This window comes from Nitrospira sp., from assembly GCA_029194675.1.
In the GTDB taxonomy this organism is placed as follows: Bacteria; Nitrospirota; Nitrospiria; order Nitrospirales; family Nitrospiraceae; genus Nitrospira_D.
Window position 1 is genome coordinate 240,925 of the sequence record JARFXP010000001.1, and the last position, 19,758, is coordinate 260,682.

The window sequence follows — 19,758 nt, forward strand, 5'->3', positions numbered from 1 at the left end:
GTCATCGATCAACCCATAACTCATAACGAATGGTGCGACGCTATGATGAAGCCTCTTCCAGGAACCGTTGCCATGAGTGAGCACGAGCAATCGTTGGTGCTTCCGAGCGATGAATACAATCGGCAACTCGTCGCCAATGTGCATCCTCCCGATTGGGTCAACCCTGAGCCGACCGGTCGCTACAACATCGTGGTCATCGGCGCCGGCACGGCGGGACTGATTACGGCGGTCGTTGCCGCAAGTCTCGGAGCCAAAGTCGCGCTGATCGAAAAACATCTGATGGGTGGGGACTGCCTGAATGTCGGTTGCGTACCGTCCAAAGGCATGATCCGAGCGGCCAGGGCCTGGGCCGATCTCCGGCGTGCCAAAGAGTTTGGCCTCGATATTCCTGCCGGCGTGACGTACGACTTCGGAGCCGTGATGGCGCGCATGAGAAAATTGCGCGCGCAGATCAGTCACAACGATTCAGCTCATCGATATGCCAAACTGGGCGTGGACATCTACATCGGCAGCGGGCGTTTTCCTGGTCCCGAGACCATCCAGGTAGAAGGACCGGCAGGCAATCGTGTGTTGACTTTTGTGAAGGCCGCCGTCTGCACCGGCGCACGAGCGGCAGTACCGACCACACCGGGCCTACAGGAAGTCGGATACCTGACCAACGAAACTGTCTTTTCATTGACCGAACTGCCCCAGCGCCTCGCGGTGATCGGGGCAGGCCCGATCGGCTGCGAGCTGGCCCAGTCGTTTGCCCGTTTCGGAAGCCAGGTCTACTTGGTCGAAGCGGCACATGGCATCATGCCGAACGAGGATCGCGATGCGGCGGACACTGTCGAGCAACAGATGGTTCGGGATGGCGTGAAGCTGCTGTGCTGCGGCAAACAGTTACAAGTCGGGAAGACCGAAAACGGCAAGCGACTGACCGTCGGATCGCATGGCCAACAGTATGATGTGACCGTCGACGAAATTCTGGTCGGAGTCGGACGAGCACCGAACGTGGAGGGGATCGGGTTGGAGGCAGCGGGAGTGGATTATGACAAGAACGGGATCAAAGTGAATGACCGGTTGCAGACGACGAATCCGAAGATCTTCGCAGCAGGCGACATTTGTTCACGCTACAAATTTACCCATGCCGCTGATGCCATGGCGCAAATCGTCATCCAAAATGCGCTGTTTCCGCATCCCTTCGGCCTTGGCTCTGCCAGCGTGGAATCGCTGATCATGCCCTGGTGCACCTTCACTGAACCGGAGATTGCCCATGTCGGGATGTACGAAAAAGAGGCACAAGAAAAAGGCCTCGAAGTTGAAACGTACACCTATAAGCTCGATGAAGTTGACCGGGCGATCTTGGACGGAGAAGACGAAGGGTTTGCGAGGGTTCACATCGAAAAAGGCACGGATAAGATCCTGGGCGTGACGATCGTGGCCGCGCATGCGGGTGACATGATCAGCGAATTTTCCGTCGCCATGAAAGCGGGAGCCGGAGCCAAGACGATCGCGGCAACCATCCATCCCTATCCCACGCAAGCTGAAGTGAACAAGAAGGTAGTGAACCTCTGGCGCAAGGCGCATTTCACACAACGAACCAAGAATCTGTTGATCAAACTGTTTGCCTGGATGCGCCGATAGAGGAGACATCATGAACAACGATGTTTCACGTCTTCACCTGAAAAGGATTGAGCCCATGGCACTGTCTCTTTCTTCCGTGCTTGTCGGTTTGGCGTCGTGCCTGTTGGCCGGAATCATCCTCGCTGCTCCAAACCGGCTGCAAGCCGGGTCCCCTGCCACCATCGAAGTCGGTGCCTTTTCGACCGCCGCGCCGGGTGGACCCTGGCCGGATGGCTGGAAACCACTCACGTTTCCTAAAATTGCCCAACACACGACGTACAGTCTGGTACGAGACGGTGATCGCATCGCCGTCAAGGCCGCCAGTCAGGCCTCCTCGTCGGGGTACACGAAAGAACTTCTGATCGATCCCAAGGAGTATCCCATCATCCAATGGCAGTGGAAAGTGTCGAATATTTTGAAAGCCGGCAATGTGGCCAAGAAAGAGGGCGATGATTATCCGGCCCGTATCTATGTCACCTTTCAATACGACAGTGCGAAAGTGAGTCTCTTCGGCAAGGCGAAGTACGAGGCCGCCAAGCTGATCTATGGGCAGTACCCGCCGCTCGGCGCCCTCAATTATATTTGGGAGAGCCGGGCGGCTGTAGGAACGGCGGTACCCAACCCTTACACCGAACAGGTGCACATGGTTGTGGTGGAAAGCGGGCCGACCAAGCTCAACACCTGGATGACTGAAGAGCGGAACGTCTATGAAGACTACAAGCGCGCGTTCGGAGAGGAGCCCCCAATGATTTCCGGGATTGCCATTATGACGGATACCGACAACACCGGCGAATCGGCGGAAGCCTACTACGGGGATATTGTCTTCAGGAAGAAACCGCAGTGATTGGAAGCAAAGCCGACATGCGCGACTCACCCATCAGTGACCCGGCACATCCGGTCTTGGATCTGACACAAACCCACCACGATTGGGCATCGTAACGGCTGGAAGCGTCCGGGCGTCAATCACCGCATCCTTCGGAATGATGCCGTTTTGATGCAGCAGCCACGTGACGAGGGCATACACTTCATCCGACGTGAGTGACTGCGGCGCAGTGAACGGCATGGCACGGAAGATGTAATCATACAACGTGGTGGCATAGGGCCAATAGCTGCCGATAGTCTTGATCGGTTGCGCTGTGGTCAGCGAACCTTGGCCTCCGATCAGCCGATCTTTCGGCCCTTCGATGCCCGTTGGTCCATGGCAGGCTGCACATTTGTTCTCATAGATGATCGCCCCCTGTTGGACGGTGCCTCGACCGGGCGGCAAACCTATGCCGGTCGGATTCACATCGATATCCCATGCCTTGATGGCTGCCTCGCCAGCCGGCAGTCCCAATCCATAGCGGGATTCCTCTGCCACGGAGATACTGGGAGAAACCAGGAGCAGGCCCAGCACCAGAATAATCGACATTGCGCGACTAGACCGACACATTGGTCACATTCCCTTGTTGATCAATCTTCCAGCTGTGAATCGCGTTGTAATGGTAGAACGAGTTGGTTCCTCTGCTTGCCACGAGTGCCGTTCGGGTCGGCTGGACGTAGCCCGTCTCATCGGTGCAGCGGCTTTGGATGATCGTCTCGTCTCCGTTCCAACGCCATCCGAACCGAAATCGCGTGTGGCACCGTGGAAGCACCGGTGCTTGTAGCTGCGTAGGATGCCAGGTCCGCCCTCCGTCCGCGCTCACATCCACTGCTCTTACGGACCCTAGACCGCTCCAGGCCAGCCCTCGAATCTCGACGAAGCCCGGCTCGATCCTCTGGCCACCTGACGGGCTTGTGATCACTGATTTGGCTTCCATCACGAACGTAAACTGTCTGGACTTGCCGTCCGGCATGAGGTCGGTATAGCGACTGGTTTCCTCTCGTGTCATGAAGGGCGCCGTGCCGAGCTTGAGCCGCCTAATCCATTTGATGCAGGTGTTGCCTTCCCAGCCGGGAATGACGAGACGAAGGGGGTAGCCCTGCTCCGGCCTGAGCGCCTCACCATTTTGCGCATAACAGAGCAGCGCGTCTTTCAACACCTCTGTCAACGGCAGGCTGCGTGTCATCGCTGCGGCATCGCTGCCTTCAGCCAGGACCCAGGATGCATCCGGTTTGACACCTGACTCTGCCAACACCGTCGCGAGCGGCACGCCGGTCCATTCGCTCGTGCTCATCAATCCGTGCGTGTCTTGCACCGTCTTACCGGACGGTCCTTTCCACTCGTGCCCCGAGTTCCCCGAGCATTCGATGAATAGCGTGCGCGTGACGGAGGGAAAGCGCACGAGATCATTCATCGCAAATGTGAGTGGCCGGTCGACCAGTCCATGAATCATGAGTCGGTGGCGGTCTGGATTGATGGACGGCACCCCGTTATGATGGCGCTCGAAATGCAGTGCGGACGGAGTGATGATACCGTGCAGGGATTGGTGGGGCGTCAGTGAATGGGTGGCCGTCGTGAGGCGCTGGACCGTCTCTCCCTCTGTGCGCAACCCATAAGGACTAGGCCCGCGGCCCGGCACATGGGTAGGAGCGGGACTCGCTCCCTCTTCAGCCGGAAGCAATGCGGGGGTGATCAAACCGGCGGCAGTGACTCCCACGAGAGATACGACCTCGGTAAGCCATGTTCGCCGATCAACCCGAGCTTCCTGCTCTGTACCCTCTTCTGAGGAGGCATGCATCTCTCCGTCGAACGGATTCATGTTCTTTCCGCCTCACGTTCATTTGCCGCGCCGAGTAGTATGACTGTCTCCGCTCTGCAGACACAAGAGATTCTCTGTCGCACCACTTACTGTGCATTCGTTGCCGCAACTGGTGCAAGGTGGTTGGACGTTTGTTTCTGTCGTACCACATATTGCACTAAGGCGTCGGCGGAGAGAAGCCCAGGACCGTGCAACACGAAATACAGGAACAAGACCCCCACATAGAACGTTTCTTGGAGCGCCGCTTCAGATACTTGCCCATACGAGATCGAGGCGACGATGTTGAGTCCGAACAGCGAGAGGGCCGCCCCCCGACCGGCCAGACCAATCGCCAGTAGGACCGAGCCGCCTAATTCGACGGCGGTTGTCACGTAGGCGGCCATCTCCGGCGGCAGCCATGGCACGTCGTAGACCATGGTAAAGAGCATCACCGTCGACATCCAACTGGAGAGCTTCACCATCCCGCCTGTCCAGAAGATATGCGCAAGGTACAGACGCACCGACACGTCAAAGAGGGGTAACAAGGCCTCCAAGCCCCAGACGACTCGACCGTACGAGGCCACCACATGATCGAGGACTACTCTCGACCATCCCTTCTTGCGCATCATGACTGTACCTCGATTGAAAGTACCGAGCCTGTGGCGGCATTGGACAGCCCGATCAAAAATTGCGCAAGGTCGATTTCTGGTCTGAACTCTTTGGCCAGATACTCGACTTCCGCCACGGTTTTTCGATCGCGCACCGCCTGAAGCAGCCACCACTGTTTGGACGAGAGGCTCCTGACATGAATCTTTCCACCGGCTCTCGTCACAAGGAGACCACCCTCCTCAGGAGACAGGCATACGTCGTCGATCTCCTTTCCACCAACTTCTGGTTGGAGCGCGTGCCAGACTCGATGGACCGGCAGCGCGCATCGCAGCAGCCGCACGGCCGGATTCAGACGGAACGTCACAGAGAAAGGATCGACCGTAGCAAGGGTCTTCACCAACTCTTGAGAAGGAAGCGGGCTGTCGGCAGCTTGATGCAGTTCGTGGCAGACCCATTCTAATCGCGCCAGTTCGATAAGCAGACGAGGGCTTTCAAGTTGACGGAGGAAGAGCGGAAAGTGCTGCCCATACGCAAACAGATCGCCGCTCGTCGAGGGATACCGCTTCAGATACCCGCGTGCAAACACGCTGAAATAGCGCCCTCCGATCAATCGATGCAGGACCGGATAGGTGATCCTCAATGCCTGCACATAGTTGTGTCGAATCAATCGGCGATAGAGGGCCAGGCTTCGCCACGATGGTCCACCCTGCAGCGAGGTGACGGACGGCAGGCCTTTCCCTTCAACAATCGCAGAGGCGAACGCGCGTTGTAGCTCATGCAGGCGTGGCATAACAGGCTCCGAGCATGGCATTGGCCTGTGAGGCTTGCTCCAGCAACACGGCCAGCGGCGGGAGGTTGGTATCCCATTCAATCAACGTTGGTCGTGGACCGAAGTGGTGAAGGGCCCACTCGTACAGACTCCAGACCTCCGGATACACCGCTTGCCCATGGGTATCGACCAGCCATCTTCCGACGTGATCGAAACCCGCCAGATGGATCTCTTGCACGGCACCGGGCGGAATGGCATCCATAAACTTTACTGGGTCCAGGTGGAAATTCACGGCATTGACATAGAGATTGTTGAGATCTAACAGTATCCCGCACCCGGTTCGCCTCACGACTTCAGTCATGAACTCACCCTCCGGAATTGTCGAATCCCGCCAGGTCAGGTACCGAGTGACATTTTCGATGAGGATAGACCTCTGCAACTCTGTTTGAACTTCGTCGATCCTGGCGCAGACATGGTTCAAGCTTTCTTCTGTATACGGGAGCGGCAACAAATCGTTGAAGAAGCGACCATCGACGGAACTCCACGACAGATGCTCCGACACGAAAGTCGGCTGGAATCGATCGAGCAGTGCCTTCAGTTTACGAAGATGGGTCGAGTCGATCGGATCCGTGGCACCCAACGAGAGCCCGACTCCGTGAAAGCTGAGCGGGTATTGGGATCTGACGCGCTCAAGGATGCGAAGCGGTGCGCCGCCTTCACCGAAGTAGTTCTCCGGATGGGCCTCCATCCATGCGACTGGAGGTGGCTCCTCCAGGATCTCTCGATAATGTTGTGATCGAAGCCCGATCCCGGCGTGCGCCGGGATCGGAGTGGCAACCAGTTGTGACATCGATGACCGTCCTACATCTTCTTCATTTCTTCTTTCATCTTGGCCATGTCTTCTTTCGTGATGGCGAGCACGGTGCCCTTCGCGACCTTGGCGCACAAACCTTTCGGCAGGAACACATACGAATCGGCCTCGTTGTCGGATTTCGCCATGCCCGCACAGGCATGGAGGCTGGTTCTAACGGCACAGTCGTTCATGCCGGCCTTGGCGACCCCGCCGCAAGCTTCCCAACCAGACGGAAGTTGTGGGACCTTGGGCTCGGCGTTTGCCGCTTGAGTGCCGGCGATGCTCAATGCAACCAACAATGCGGAATGGATCACGGCGGTTTTCTTCGTCTTCGCGTTCATGTAATTCTCCTGTTAAGAGTTGTTGAAACGGCGCTCTTGTTGACCTCGTGAACTAGCTCTTGTCCACCGTCTGTCACCACCTACTCAACGACTCCCCTCCTTTCTGCAATGCGAGAACGTCATATTCCCGACCGAGTGTGGCTTCAGAACACAGTGACACGCTCACATCCTACGGATCGAGCTAACATCCCGCTGTGAGGCGGCTTACAAATCCTGAAAAACTCGAGGAATATGGTCCAGACAGGACCTTGCGATGATCACACGCGGAAACGGCTCTCGTCGTGACACCGAACCGGTTCCATACACCACTGTCTCTTTCGATTCGGATTGTTCTGTCCGCCTGAATCCATTCAACATTTTGTGCCTCTGACTGTTTGAAACAGGAGTATGCTCGCCTGATGAACTGGATTTGGGCGAGAGGAGGCTAGGTCGATGGAAGCTGTAGATCTCATTCGGATTGGGTCGTACGTGTCTGTTCTCGGCGTGATGGCGACGTGGGAACTGTTGGCGCCACGGCGGAAGCTGACAGCCTCGAAGCTCTGTCGTTGGGGCGGCAATCTGACGATCGTAGTCTTGAACACAGTCATCGCCCGACTGCTGTTCATGGGCGGCGTCGTGGCAACGGCGGCGATGGCGCAGGACCATAGCTGGGGACTCTTGAACTGGGTCGAAGGACCCGTCTGGCTCGAACTCGCCCTGGCGATTGTCGCACTTGATTTCATCATCTATTGGCAACATCAAGTGTTCCATAACGTGCCGATCCTCTGGCGCTTCCATATGATGCATCACTCCGACCTGGACCTGGATGTGACCAGCGGGGTGCGTTTTCACCCGGTGGAGATCATCATCTCAACGGGAGTGAAGGCCCTGTCGGTCCTCGTGCTGGGGGTGGCTCCGCTGGCGATTGTAATCTTCGAGATCGTCTTGAACAGCACGGCCCTGTTCAACCACAGCAATGTTCGGATGCCTCTAGCCCTCGATCGGGTGCTCCGGTGGTTCATCGTCACGCCGGACATGCATCGGATTCACCATTCGACGGATGTGCGAGAAACTAACAGCAACTATGGATTCAACGTGCCCTGGTGGGATCGCCTGTTCGGCACCTATTGCCCTCAACCGGCCTTGGGACAGACAGGCATGAAGATCGGCTTGGAGCATCTCGGTCCACCGGTCTGCCTGAACCTCTTCATGATGCTCGGCTTCCCATTCGTGACGCAGTTGGGACGGTACGCAAGCCGTGCACAATCGTGAATACTGTTCGAACCGACATCACAGTTTAAGGAACACTTGCAGTAAGTTATCCAGCTTGAAGTGGGTCCTTCTTTCCCGCAGCTGATTAGTTGCGTCCCGCCATCACGCCTCCATCGACATCCCAAATAGCACCGGTTACCCAGGCAGCATCGTCGCTCAGTAAGAATTGGATGGCTCGCGCCACGTCGTCAGGCGTCCCAATCCGGCCAATTGGGTGAAAACCGTTGAAGGAGGCTAACGTCTTGTCAAGTTGACTGGGTTCGATGAAGGCCTGGTAAATCGGAGTCTTCACCACAGCCGGAGAGACTGCGTTGACGCGGATATTATGGTCAGCCAACTCCATCGCCATGTGTTGGGTGAGCGCATGCAGTCCTGCTTTCGCCATGGAATAGGCAGAGGACGGCGTTGCCTTAATCGCTTGTCGCGCCCACATAGAGCCGATATGCACGATGGAGCCACCGCCGTTGGTGGCCATGTTCTTGGCGACGGCCTGCGAAATGAAGAAGAGGGCCCGATTCAGATTCAGATACCTGTCGTAGTTCTCGGGGGTGTGATCAAAAAACGGGGTGGGCTTGAAGTATCCCGCCGCATTCACCAAGTATTTGATATGGCGACTGTGGTGCTCGGCAAACGCAAGAATACGCTGGACATCATTCGGCGCGTACAAGTCGGCGGCAAATGCTTCGACGGCTCCAAACGTTGACAGCTCGCGCAGTGCCCTCTCCAGTTTGTCTTGAGACTTGCCGACGATCGTGACCGGGATGTGACGTTCCAACAAGCGCTTTGCGGTGGCAAGACCGATTCCGCTGGATCCTCCCACGATGAGGGCGACGGGGTGATTCGACTGTTTCATTGATGACCTCCCATAAACAGGGCCTCAGTCAAGAGGCGACTCGATACCTTGATGAATGATGAACGATGGACCGCTACACCGCGTTGAGTACCGGGTCCTTATGCCTCTGCGCCTGTCCGTCATGGCAGGCACCGCGATGGGCGTCGAGGAAATGTTCGAGAATGCTAGCGAGATAGACCGGCGTCTCGTCCATCGGGAAGTGGCCGCTATCCGTGATGAAGGTGAGCTCTGCATTCGGGAACCAGGCCCCCAACGTTTTTCTCAGATGCTCCTCCTGAAAACCGGGAAGATCCTGACGCCCGCCGATCACCAGCACCGGTGTGCCGACCTTGGCTCCGGGGACCTCCTCAGAAAAGTCGGTTTCCAACCACATCCGGTAATAGCCCTGGACAGCTTCCTTCGTAGAGGTCTGGAGATGCTTGGTTGCTCTCGAGCTCGCCCAAACAGGTGAAAGTCGTTGCCCTGTCAGCATCAAGAGACCCTGTTCCGTCAGTTCACGCTGGTGAATCAAGTCCCAGAGGAATTTCTTGGTTCCCTCGTCGGCGGGGTATCCATCCGCCGAGACCGGTGTAATCCCAACAGCACTCTTGATGCGCTTCCTACCGGAGAGCCAGTCATCGAGGATCATGCGTTGCATCACCATGACGGACATTGAATGGCCGATAACATGGAACTCCGTCCACCCAAGACTGTCGGCGAAACGAAACGCATCCGCTGCCACCTCGTCTACGGTGTAGGCGCCGGCAAGATGTCGCGACGTGCCATAGCCTCGCAGATCCGCAAATACATAGGTGTAGCGGTCCTGGTTGAGGTAAGGGATTAGAGGATCGTAACTTCCCGCATCACCCATCCAGTGATGCAACAGCAGCACGTTCTCGCTGCCTTGCCCATGAGTCGTATGGCCTAAGATGGCCCTCGAAGAATGTGTCATGATCGCGATGCTCCTTTCTCGAATTGGCGTCGAGCAACAACTTCGTGCTGCGCCCGTTTGGATGACAGATAGATCCACACATCACGGATGTCGAAGATCAAGGAGATCCCGATGCTGAGGGACAGCACGAGAAGATACCCGGCAAACGGCCCCTCGGTCTGTTGAAGTTGAATGATGAGATACCCCAGCAAGGGAATCCAAAATACGTGTCCCAAGCCGAGGATCCGTGCGAAACCGAATACCGCATACAGCCCCATCATCAGCATGGCCGACAGCATGAAGACGACCAGGATGAGTTTGGCCAGCGGTTCGCTCCAAAATGCGAGGCTGGCCATATTGATCACCATCAGGGCGAAGACCCAGCCCGCAACCCAGGCCGGCTGGTCCAACAACTCGCTGAAGAACCACAGGGGATTTCGCAGTGGAGCACGTGGCGGCGTTGTCCTGTTCATATTCAATCCTCCTTGGTGATCGCGACACATAGTCATTGCGAGAACTCACGAAAGCCGACATTGAGACTGATCGGATGGGCTCGCAACCAAATCGCCCGGGACCGTGGCCAATAGTTGGTAGTGACCCAGCCCCAGCTCCTTGCCATAGGCTTTTCCAACCAGCACGTCCTGCACATGCTGGTGGTCGTCGGCGCGGAAGTAGGAGCGTCCCTCCTTTAAGCCGTCGAACTCATGCCCCTTCAACGCCTTGATGACCGCCTGCGTGTCGGTTGTGCCGGCCCGTTGGACTGTTTCTAGAATCTGCGTCATGGCCGCATAGCCGTGGTAGCAGCGGGAGGTCGGGGTGTGGTTGTACTTATCGATGACGCCTTGAATGAACCGCTTGGAGCTATCCCGGTTGATTTTTGGATCCCAGATCAACCCCCAGATGCCGGCATGGTCGGCGTAGCCAAGCGGGCGTCCAATCTGTTCGCCGCTGATCATCCCACCGACACCGATCTGTTCTTTGGCCAGCTCAAGTCTGCTATAGGCCTTCAGAGCATGAACAAGATCCCAGCCATAGAGATTCAGAATCACGGCACTCGGTTTTGCCGTCTTGGTCTGAGCCATCGCGCTTGTGAAGTCAGTGGTCCCGAAGGGCGTACTGACCGAGCCGAGCACGTCGCCACCCTCGGCTACGAGCGCGTCGGTCATGGCCTGTTCCGCCGCTCGGCCATCCATCGTGTCGGCAGTGACCATGAACCAACGATTCCCATAGGCCTTCACGAGATGGGGCGTGACGGCTTTGGACAACATCCGAGCGTTCGGCATGAATATGAAGGTGTGTGAGTTGCAACCGGTTCCCGTCAGCTCTGGAACATGCGCCCCGGTCACCATGAAGAGTGTGTTTTCCGCTTTCGCGAGATCGGCGACTGCAAGGGCAACCTCTCCATTCAAGGTCCCCATCAAGAAGTCCACACGGTCTTCTTTGATAAGTTTGGCGGCAGCCTTGAGCCCTGTCCGGACATTCGAGGCATCGTCGGCCTCCACAAGTCTCACCGGTCGTCCCAACACTCCGCCGCTCTTGTTGAAACGCTCCACTGCCACAGTCGCGCCGTGTACGTCGTGAATGGAGGACGTGCTGTACGGACCGGAGAGCGGATCGATGATCCCGACCTTGATCGGTTCTGAGGCATGGGCGATAGCTCCTGACCTTGCGGACTGGAGTAAGTCGGTCAAGCCTCCGAACGCGAGCGCGCAACCCGTTGCGGTTGTGAACTTCAGAAATCTTCGACGCGAAATATGATGCATGGGTCCTGTCTCCTCTACGTTGGCAGCGGCGGAAGCCCGACCGCATCCACCGCTCTTCTAAGCTCGAACTGAGCCGAGCTGCGCTTCTAACTCGGCGATGCGGGATTTCAATGGAGCCATGGCTTCCTCCACCTCGTCGAGGGAATAGCGCGGGGTGATGTACTTCGGGCAGTTCCAGTCGTAGGACACCACTTCGATGGTGACGACCCGCTCGACCTTGTTTCGGATGTCCCCCTGCGCGAGCCGCTCGGCGAGAGCCGTATTCTCCCGGACATCTTCTACCCGCGCATGACCGAGGATCTTCAACCGTGCCCGGTTCTTATAGTCCACGAGAAACAAGGCCACCCGGTCGTTCATGTGAACATTCCCCGTACTCAGCAGTTGCCGGTTCCCCCGATAATCGGCAAATGCGAGTGTGATGGGATCAAGCACCTTCAGGAAGCCTTTCGGCCCGCCCCTGTGCTGGACATACGGCCAACCTTGTTCACTAATTGAGCCCAGATAGAAACTGTCACGATCCGCGATAAAGCGGGCTTCAGCCTCGCCGAGCGGATCGCGGTCAGGAACATCGCTGAACATCGGCGCATGTCCGTAGTACCGTTGCTGCGCCGAGCGGACCGACTCGGTCATCGTCATCTGCAGATATTTCATCGCCATCGTCTTGCCCTCCGTCGGGGGAGGGAAGGCGGCCTGAGACCGTCTCCCCACCACCCCTGCTGGTCGATCAAAACACCACCACGCTCCATCCGTCTGCCAGGTAGCGCCTGAGGCTCAAGAGGCCCGCAGTTCCCGGCAAGGCGTTGTCGTTCACGCTCGCCACTCCACACGACTTCACGCTGTCCGTCGCCCCAAACACCTCGGCACATGCGCACGACGCGCCCTGCACCACATCGCGTACGGATTGATAGAGCGCATGGGCCGGGTGCGTCAGCTTGGTCAGCTCCGCCGGCCATCTGGTGCCTGGCCCATTGAACACCACGGCGACGTCGTCGCCTTTCTGCTTGGATTCAGCGGCTAGGGCGAGCGCATTGAACACGCGTCCCAGCGCTTCTTCGGCACCGCTCTTGGGATCGGACAATATGACGATTGCTGTTTTCATTGCTTCCTCCGTTCTCAACATCTCAGCGAACAAAATGTTGTCTCTTAACACTCCCTGAACGTCTCGCTTCTACCCGCAGGCGCAGGACGAGGCAGCGCACCCGCTGGTGAGTGAGACCTCCGGAAAGTCAATGACGGTCCCGGCGATGTGGTTGATGTAATTGCTGAAAATATTCAGCGCGACATGCGCCACGGTCTCGACGATGTCTCCGTCGGTCAGCCCGGCCTGGCGCGCCTGATCGAGTCCTGCCGCCCCAAGTTCCCCGCGTTGCACCACAATACTCTGTGCCAGTTTCAAGATGGCATCCGTGCGAGGATCCACTGCCGCAGCCGTCCTGGCATCGGCGAGGTCCTGCTGCGTCAAGCCCAGCTTACCGCCGATGAACGAATGGGCGCTGAGGCAATAGGCGCAGCGATTGGTCTCGGCGACGGTGAGCGCAATCTGTTCGCGGAGCTTCGGAGAAAAGCTTCCGTCCCCAAGGGCGGCGCTGAAGTTGAGATAGCCCTGGAGCGCAGCCGGCGCGTTGCCCAAGACGCGAATCAGATTCGGGACCACGCCTAACTTCTTTTGGACTCCCTCGAAGAGCGTCTTGGCTGGGCCGGTGGCTGTCTGCGGATCGAGTTGTGCGATGCGAGTCATGATACCTCCTTAAACGGTGTGGGTTGCCCGCGCTTCAAGTACGCGATTGATCATCCTATTCAGCAGTAACTGTACCTTAGTGCATGAATCTCTAAATCATTGATAGTACGATCGTTTGTTAATTCATTTACAAAATAGATCGATACGAGTATTCGTAATCTACGATTGTTCGTTGTATTTCATCTCGAAATCTCGTAGTTTGAGTCCTATGAATCCCAAACAGCTTCCCCAGGTGATGGTGACCACCGCGCGTCACCGCGGGCTGTGTGATGTCCTGCGATCTATCACCGACGGCATCGCCCAATGTCCGAATACCGTTCTGACACGCATCTGGTTGGTCGAACCGGATGCGATCTGCGACCTGTGCCGAAGCCGAAAGGATCTTCCTACGGGTGAACGATCACTGCACCTCGTCGCTAGTGCCGGCATTCCCGGTGACCCGCAAGCCGACTACAGCCGCCTCGACGGCTCTTTTCACAGATTTCCCCTAGGCGAACCCAAAATCGGGCGCGTGGCTGCGACGGGGGAGCCGCTCTGGCTGGCCGGACTGCAAGGCAACGAAGAGTGGATGGCACACCCGGCTTGGTTTACGCAGGAGGGAGTCAGAACCTTCGCGGCGCAGCCATTGATCTACCGAGGCGAGATTCTTGGAGTCCTGGGGCTCTTCGACCGAGGTCTGCTCAACGAGGAAGCCTTTGAGTGGTTGCGGATCTTCGCTGATTACGCGGCGGTGAGCATCGCGAACGCCAAGGCCTATGAGGAGATCGATCGTCTTCGTGCTCGTTTGGAAGAGGAGAACCTCTATCTGCGCGAGGAAGTCACAGCGGCCCTGGGGATGGGAGAATTCGTCGGCGAGAGTCAGGCGCTGCAGCATGTTCTGCGCCAAGTGGAGTTGGTCGCTCCGACTGATGCGGCAGTCTTGATTACCGGCGAGAGCGGAACCGGCAAGGAACTGGTCGCGCGCGCGATTCACGACCGGAGCCCGCGCAAAGACCGAGCCTTGATCAAAGTGAACTGTAGCGCCGTCCCGGATACCTTGTTCGAGAGTGAGTTTTTCGGTCATGTGAAAGGCGCCTTTACCGGAGCGCTGGCCGATCGCCCGGGCCGTTTCGAAATGGCCGATCATGGCACCCTCTTTCTCGACGAGATCGGTGAAGTGCCGCTCCCGATGCAAGCCAAATTACTGCGTGTGCTCCAGGAAGGAGAGTTCGAACGCGTCGGGGAAACCAAGACACGCAAGGTGAACGTGCGGATCGTCGCCGCGACGAACCGGGATCTGAAGCAGGAAGCCGAGGCAGGCCGATTCCGTGAGGATTTGTTCTACCGCCTCAGCGTGTTCCCGATCCACATTCCCCCGCTGCGTGAGCGCCGTGAAGACATTCCGAAGCTGGCCGTCCATTTCATCGCACAGAGCGCCAAACGGATGAACCGCCGATCCCCTCGATTAACCCAGGCGGCCTTAAGCCAACTGGCCGCCCACCACTGGCCGGGGAACGTACGAGAACTCCAAAACGTCGTGGAGCGCGCCGTCATTCTTTCTCAAGGGCGCACCCTGGACATTCATCTTCAACCCGCTCCCTCTCGTAACTCGACAACACCTTCACCGTCACCTCTCACCGCATCGCAAGTGGCAACTCGACAAGATTGGAGACGGCAGGAGCAGGAGAACATCGCGCAGGCCTTGCGACTCACGAAAGGCAAGATTTTCGGACCGGACGGTGCTGCCGTCTTATTGGGCATGAAGCCGACGACGCTGGCGTCGCGCATCAAGGCGCTGGGAATCAAGAAAACGAAACCGGATCTCTGACTGCACCATCTCGCCTCCGGCATGGCCGCAATCGACATGGGCTGATCCCTTTTTTGTTTCTTTCTGTTCGCTACAGCTCGGTACACGCCTGTCAGCCGACGGTCTTGGCCGGAGCCTTCCACGTCTGCGCAGCAAACTGCGGATCTTGAGCACACCCTATTTCCCTGACGGACTACGATTCAAGCCTCTGATCATCGGGTCACCCTCCACACGCCGTCCCCACCATGGGTCAGGGTGATGAGCGGGGCTATGTACGCTGTTGGATGAATGATCGCGAACGTCGCTGAATGACGGAGGGGTGTTCCCAGAGCGCGCCGACTCGTGCGACCTATTACGATCGGTTTCGGTTGTCGCCCTGCTCTCCTGTGTTTCTCTAGAGTCTCTCACACGTTCGTCCATGCCAAATCGGTCATCACGACCACGCCGGTGGTCGGCCACGGTCTGAATCATGGAGTTCTGTTCGAACCAGGGTTGACTGACCTCAGCACGATCCTTCCAGCTCGCTCCGAACCCAGGCCACGTATCGGCTGAGGCCGACGCAGGGACGGTGAACCACACAACCGACACCAGACACAGACATATGTTTCGCATCATCAACCTCCCCTCTGAGACCTGCCTGCTCACGTGATAGCTCACTTAGGCTCCCTTGGCACCCTTCGCCTTCCACGATTGCGCTGCAAACTGTGGATCGAGCGGCGTGTGCGCGATATGGTTCGTGTAATTGCTCAAGGTCTTGAGCGCCACGATCGTCAGCACATCCAACAGGTGTTGCTGAGCGTAACCTGCCGCAGTAAATTGGTTGAGATCCTCTTCCGGCACCCATCCCCGATGGTACAAGACAGACACCACCAGCAGGCGCAGCGCATTGAGTTTCGCATCCGAAAGGTCGCGCTGATCCCGAAGTTCTGCGAGAATCGGCTCCGGCATATGGACCATTTGCGCCACCGTGGAATGGGCTCCCATGCAGTAGGCACAGTTGTTGGCGGCACTGACTGTCAACGTCACGACTTGCTGCTCAACTGGAGTGAGCGCGCTCTGCTCCAACGCTTTATTGATCCCCGCATAGGCCTGCACCGCCGCAGGCGACCCGGCCAGCACACCATACAAATTCGGCACAAATCCGTATTTCTTTGCGGTGGCTTCGAGCATCGCCCGCGATGCCGCCGGAGCCGTATCCTTCGTATGAACCTGAAACTTCATGATAACCCTCCTTCGTGGTATTAATCGGCCATTTGCCTTATGCCGTCATTTTCTTCAGCCCATCGTTCGTGACCAGTGTTCCGCTGACGTTTCACTACCAAACCAAACTTCTGCTACGATGACCTGTGTGGCATGTTGTTCACTGTTTCTCTGCTGTGCGCGTGTATTCAGGATCGATGGGCCCACCCGACTCTCGTTTCCTTTCTAGGCGGACACCATCCGATGATCAAAATGGTATTGTGTTCGGCACTCTCCACAACACACTGTCCAAAGACATCCATCGGGGTAGTAATCACATTGGAGCATCGGCCTCAGGTCAGGTTTGCCGCACGTGGGACAGGACAATTGATTGAGTTGAATGCGAAGAGCCGTGATCGATTCATCGTGGCGCGTCATGGGACATCTTCCTCCTCGATCATCCCCCAATCCTCAATGAGGGGGCGTGATCACATCGATTCCCCTCTCGCTCTATGCTGCCGCCAATCCCAAGGCTCGAACGCTGAAGGCTGAAACCGACTGGAGTGCCTCAACTGATCGCTGCCGGTTTTCGAGAATCGTCGCGTCGACGATATTGCCGCAGAGCAAACACCGGTACCCGTCGACGCACAGATCGCTGCTCAGCCCCTGAAGATCGCTAATCCGTTCACTGACCATCAAGCCATCGCATCGCTGGCAAGTCATGACGCACCTCCTTGTGATCCAGCTATACCCTTGCATCCTGGCCGCAATCCTACCCGCTCGCGTGTGTTCCATCTGTAAGGCAGCTCACGAGTCACGAAAGAACAGGTCATCGTAAATGTTTGTAAGCCAGATCACAGACGGCTTGTAGAAGAATGGGCTAGCGTACCGATTCGTCCGGCTCTCGAACGAGGCGGAAACAGATTTGTTATTTATCCATTGCCTTCTGAAAGGAGTAGGTCATGACCAAAGTCGCGATCGTTGTGTTGGCTGATACCGAGACCCATGAAGGGCTCGGGCGTGTCGTGAACGCGCTGGAAGCCGTGAAGGAGTTCAAGGACGGCCATGACGACGTGCAACTGATTTTTGACGGCGCCGGAGCAAAATGGATCCCCGAACTGGAGAAGGGCGATCATAAGCTACATGGTCTTTATGCAGCCGTGAAAGATCGAATCGGCGGAGTTTGTGAGTTCTGTGCCGGTGCCTTCGAAGTCAAGGATGCGGTCGTTGCTTGCGGAGTCAAGCTGGCGGGGGAATTCGAAGGACATCCAAGCTTCAAGAAGCTCGTGGCCCAGGGCTACCAGGTCATCACGTTCTAGCCTCGTCCGTGAGTGGACTGATCCACCGGTTGAGGAAGGTGTTGCCTCAACTGCTGCATGGTCAATCCGGGAACAGAGCGCTCAGCGCAAACGTGAATGCATCAGACGTTCCCTAGGTTTGGTCGTCCAGCTCCTCGAGAGACGGCCCCATGGTCGCGGGAGAGAGGAAAAGGAGGCTGCTTATGTTTTTCACGTCTAGATACCATTTCGTGGCGACGATGGGGTTGGTCCTGTCCCTGACGAGTTGTGCTGATACCGAGTTTGTCCTGCGCCCACCCGCTCCGCAAAGGCTTCCGCCTGCAGCAGCGCCGCCGCCGCAGATTACGGAGTCCGTCATTGACGTACCGATTCAGCTGGACCTTTCAGACTTTCTCCATGCCGTAAACGATCCGAGCGTGATCGCCAAGAAGTTTGATCAGTGGGGAAGCCTGATCAAGCACCCGAAAGGCGGGGAGTACAAATACTATGCGGAACGAGATGACTTTTCGATCGAACGGGCGGCTCACCCGGTCAGGAATACGGAGCCGAGGCTATCGATTGGAGACTGGTGGAAGGAAATCAACCTTTCGGGCAGCACCCTCTTCGTGAGTACGCCACTCCGCTATAAGATCGGGGTGCGTCCACATTCGCAGGGTACTGATTCAGCGGCGCACTGTGGCGATGGGAACGAATGGCCGAAACAAGCCACACTCCATGGAAGCATTGCGTTTGAGATGACGCCTGATTACGGTGTGTCTGGCTCCCTCCGCAGGGTGACCGTACATTCCGCCGAGCCATGCAAGTTCCGCAACGGGGATCTAGTTCTGCAGCAGGCCGTCAACACCGCACTCTCGGATCAGGTCAAGGGAGGTCTCAACAACGCCGTCTCGCGTCTCAACACGCTGAATGTCAAACCTCGCGCAGAGGATGTCTGGACGGCGCTCCGCAATCCCATCCAATTGGAGCCAGATATCTGGCTTCTGCTCAACCTCGACAAGGTGAGGCATGCCGGATTTTCAAAAGATGGCCATGTCGTCAAGGACACCCTTCGCATCACCGCGCAGCCTGTGATCGTTCGTGGAGCGGAGCCACCAGTATCGTCCACAGCACTTCCTCCACTCGAGACAGAAGCGGTCTCTACAGATTTTCGTGGTGTAGCTGATGTCCAGGACGCTTATACCGAGAAGCAACCCGTGTCTGAGAAATTTCATGTCTTGGCCGATATCCAAGTTGACTACGGCACACTTTCCCAGACGCTCTCGAAACAGCTGAGAGGGAGGCGGATTGAAACTAAGGGAAATTTTATCACGATAACCGGTGCAGGAATATTCGGTCTAGGCAATAACCAAGTGCTCCTACGCGTGGAGTTCACTGGAGATGCGCGGGGCTACGTGTATTTGATCGGGAAGCTGGAAATCAACACGATGACACAGGCGGTCTATCTCAGTGGCCTTCGGTATGATCTCGGAACCACACAACTGCTTCAAACATCGGCCCCAGCCTGGTTCAATGACGTGCCGCTCCGAGAAACTATTACTCCTGAAATCGCGCTTGGGGTGACGCCGATGATCGATCGGATACGCGACTCTCTGAGAACCGGGTTGAATCGAACGCTGACCCCAACTGTTTCGATGCAGGGAACGGTCACGTCGATGCAAGGGATTGCCGTGTTCGCCGATATCGATGTGCTCCATGTTCGAGCGATGAGCAACGGAACGCTCAATGTGATCGCCAGCAACGAGCCCTAATCGGCGATCCAGAGACCTTCTCGGCACATAGGCAGTCCGCGAGACGCACAGGACAGACGGCCCACGTCGAAGCCGACCGCCGCAGTCCATCAGCCCGGTGCCGCATCCGAAGGCCCAGCGCAACTTCACCGACTCGGAGAGCCGGTTCATGCCGGATGCCGGGGCCAGGCCGAGCATCGTCCAAGGGTATACCTGCCAAGCGGCGGTCGATGCGCGGGCACAATTCATTGTTGCCGCGGACGTCACCGATGACACCAATGACAAACAACCAGTGCCGCCGATGCTGGCCCCGATAGTGGCGCACACCGACCAGGTCCCCCGGACCATGAGTATGGACGTGTGGCATTTCAGCGAGTGGACTTATGGGACGATGAGCCTAAAGCATAAGGGATGAT

At 57.2% G+C, this 19,758-nt stretch carries 22 protein-coding genes; 7 read left to right on the forward strand and 15 right to left on the reverse strand.

Annotated elements, in window-relative coordinates:
• Positions 1 to 72: 72 nt before the first annotated feature.
• Positions 73 to 1,626, forward strand: a complete 1,554-nt coding sequence (locus P0120_01115; GenBank protein ID MDF0672928.1) for a mercuric reductase — start codon at positions 73 to 75, stop codon at positions 1,624 to 1,626.
• Positions 1,627 to 1,636: 10 nt separating this feature from the next.
• Positions 1,637 to 2,449, forward strand: coding sequence for a DUF3047 domain-containing protein (locus P0120_01120; GenBank protein ID MDF0672929.1), 813 nt, complete (start codon positions 1,637 to 1,639; stop codon positions 2,447 to 2,449).
• 33 nt (positions 2,450 to 2,482) lie between these two features.
• On the opposite strand, the gene P0120_01125 is transcribed toward P0120_01120, so the two are convergent.
• The 6 genes from P0120_01125 to P0120_01150 all read right to left on the reverse strand — a co-directional run bounded on the left by P0120_01125 (position 2,483) and on the right by P0120_01150 (position 6,837).
• Positions 2,483 to 3,016 (reverse strand): cytochrome c, encoded by a 534-nt coding sequence (locus P0120_01125; GenBank protein MDF0672930.1) that lies wholly within the window; start codon positions 3,014 to 3,016, stop codon positions 2,483 to 2,485.
• A 7-nt stretch (positions 3,017 to 3,023) separates the two neighbouring features.
• Complete coding sequence (gene soxC / locus P0120_01130; protein MDF0672931.1) at positions 3,024 to 4,286, reverse strand: sulfite dehydrogenase; 1,263 nt, start codon at positions 4,284 to 4,286, stop codon at positions 3,024 to 3,026.
• An 86-nt stretch (positions 4,287 to 4,372) separates the two neighbouring features.
• On the reverse strand, positions 4,373 to 4,894 hold the full coding sequence (locus P0120_01135; protein MDF0672932.1) for a DoxX family protein: 522 nt from the start codon (positions 4,892 to 4,894) through the stop codon (positions 4,373 to 4,375).
• Positions 4,891 to 5,664, reverse strand: a complete 774-nt coding sequence (locus P0120_01140) for a DNA-binding domain-containing protein (protein MDF0672933.1) — start codon at positions 5,662 to 5,664, stop codon at positions 4,891 to 4,893. Before P0120_01140 ends, P0120_01135 begins: the two co-directional genes overlap by 4 nt.
• Entirely contained in the window at positions 5,648 to 6,493 is an 846-nt protein-coding gene (locus tag P0120_01145; protein MDF0672934.1) for a DUF692 domain-containing protein, read from the reverse strand. Before P0120_01145 ends, P0120_01140 begins: the two co-directional genes overlap by 17 nt.
• A gap of 11 nt (positions 6,494 to 6,504) precedes the next feature.
• Entirely contained in the window at positions 6,505 to 6,837 is a 333-nt protein-coding gene (locus P0120_01150; protein ID MDF0672935.1) for a DUF2282 domain-containing protein, read from the reverse strand.
• Between the two features lie 432 nt (positions 6,838 to 7,269).
• On the opposite strand from P0120_01150, the gene P0120_01155 reads away from it, so the two are divergent.
• Positions 7,270 to 8,088, forward strand: a complete 819-nt coding sequence (locus P0120_01155) for a sterol desaturase family protein (protein MDF0672936.1) — start codon at positions 7,270 to 7,272, stop codon at positions 8,086 to 8,088.
• An 85-nt stretch (positions 8,089 to 8,173) separates the two neighbouring features.
• Here P0120_01155 and P0120_01160 read toward each other — a convergent pair whose 3' ends face one another.
• The 7 genes from P0120_01160 to P0120_01190 all read right to left on the reverse strand — a co-directional run bounded on the left by P0120_01160 (position 8,174) and on the right by P0120_01190 (position 13,352).
• Positions 8,174 to 8,941, reverse strand: coding sequence for an SDR family NAD(P)-dependent oxidoreductase (locus tag P0120_01160; GenBank protein ID MDF0672937.1), 768 nt, complete (start codon positions 8,939 to 8,941; stop codon positions 8,174 to 8,176).
• A gap of 73 nt (positions 8,942 to 9,014) precedes the next feature.
• Complete coding sequence (locus P0120_01165) at positions 9,015 to 9,872, reverse strand: alpha/beta hydrolase (protein MDF0672938.1); 858 nt, start codon at positions 9,870 to 9,872, stop codon at positions 9,015 to 9,017.
• Positions 9,869 to 10,324, reverse strand: a complete 456-nt coding sequence (locus P0120_01170) for a hypothetical protein (GenBank protein MDF0672939.1) — start codon at positions 10,322 to 10,324, stop codon at positions 9,869 to 9,871. Before P0120_01170 ends, P0120_01165 begins: the two co-directional genes overlap by 4 nt.
• A 45-nt stretch (positions 10,325 to 10,369) precedes the next feature.
• Positions 10,370 to 11,614, reverse strand: coding sequence for an ABC transporter substrate-binding protein (locus P0120_01175; GenBank protein ID MDF0672940.1), 1,245 nt, complete (start codon positions 11,612 to 11,614; stop codon positions 10,370 to 10,372).
• A 57-nt stretch (positions 11,615 to 11,671) separates the two neighbouring features.
• On the reverse strand, positions 11,672 to 12,322 hold the full coding sequence (locus P0120_01180; GenBank protein MDF0672941.1) for a pyridoxamine 5'-phosphate oxidase family protein: 651 nt from the start codon (positions 12,320 to 12,322) through the stop codon (positions 11,672 to 11,674).
• A gap of 16 nt (positions 12,323 to 12,338) precedes the next feature.
• Positions 12,339 to 12,713, reverse strand: a complete 375-nt coding sequence (locus P0120_01185) for a DsrE family protein (GenBank protein MDF0672942.1) — start codon at positions 12,711 to 12,713, stop codon at positions 12,339 to 12,341.
• 69 nt (positions 12,714 to 12,782) lie between these two features.
• Positions 12,783 to 13,352, reverse strand: a complete 570-nt coding sequence (locus P0120_01190; protein MDF0672943.1) for a carboxymuconolactone decarboxylase family protein — start codon at positions 13,350 to 13,352, stop codon at positions 12,783 to 12,785.
• A 208-nt stretch (positions 13,353 to 13,560) separates the two neighbouring features.
• Between P0120_01190 and P0120_01195 the strand changes: the two genes are divergently transcribed.
• Complete coding sequence (locus P0120_01195; GenBank protein ID MDF0672944.1) at positions 13,561 to 15,159, forward strand: sigma 54-interacting transcriptional regulator; 1,599 nt, start codon at positions 13,561 to 13,563, stop codon at positions 15,157 to 15,159.
• Between the two features lie 636 nt (positions 15,160 to 15,795).
• Here P0120_01195 and P0120_01200 read toward each other — a convergent pair.
• Positions 15,796 to 16,359, reverse strand: a complete 564-nt coding sequence (locus P0120_01200) for a carboxymuconolactone decarboxylase family protein (protein MDF0672945.1) — start codon at positions 16,357 to 16,359, stop codon at positions 15,796 to 15,798.
• 468 nt (positions 16,360 to 16,827) lie between these two features.
• On the reverse strand, positions 16,828 to 17,040 hold the full coding sequence (locus P0120_01205) for a hypothetical protein (GenBank protein MDF0672946.1): 213 nt from the start codon (positions 17,038 to 17,040) through the stop codon (positions 16,828 to 16,830).
• A gap of 239 nt (positions 17,041 to 17,279) precedes the next feature.
• Between P0120_01205 and P0120_01210 the strand changes: the two genes are divergently transcribed.
• The 3 genes from P0120_01210 to P0120_01220 all read left to right on the forward strand — a co-directional run bounded on the left by P0120_01210 (position 17,280) and on the right by P0120_01220 (position 19,757).
• Positions 17,280 to 17,636, forward strand: coding sequence for a hypothetical protein (locus P0120_01210; GenBank protein ID MDF0672947.1), 357 nt, complete (start codon positions 17,280 to 17,282; stop codon positions 17,634 to 17,636).
• 182 nt (positions 17,637 to 17,818) lie between these two features.
• Positions 17,819 to 19,363, forward strand: coding sequence for a DUF4403 family protein (locus P0120_01215; GenBank protein MDF0672948.1), 1,545 nt, complete (start codon positions 17,819 to 17,821; stop codon positions 19,361 to 19,363).
• Between the two features lie 97 nt (positions 19,364 to 19,460).
• Positions 19,461 to 19,757 (forward strand): hypothetical protein, encoded by a 297-nt coding sequence (locus P0120_01220; protein ID MDF0672949.1) that lies wholly within the window; start codon positions 19,461 to 19,463, stop codon positions 19,755 to 19,757.
• Position 19,758 lies beyond the last annotated feature (1 nt).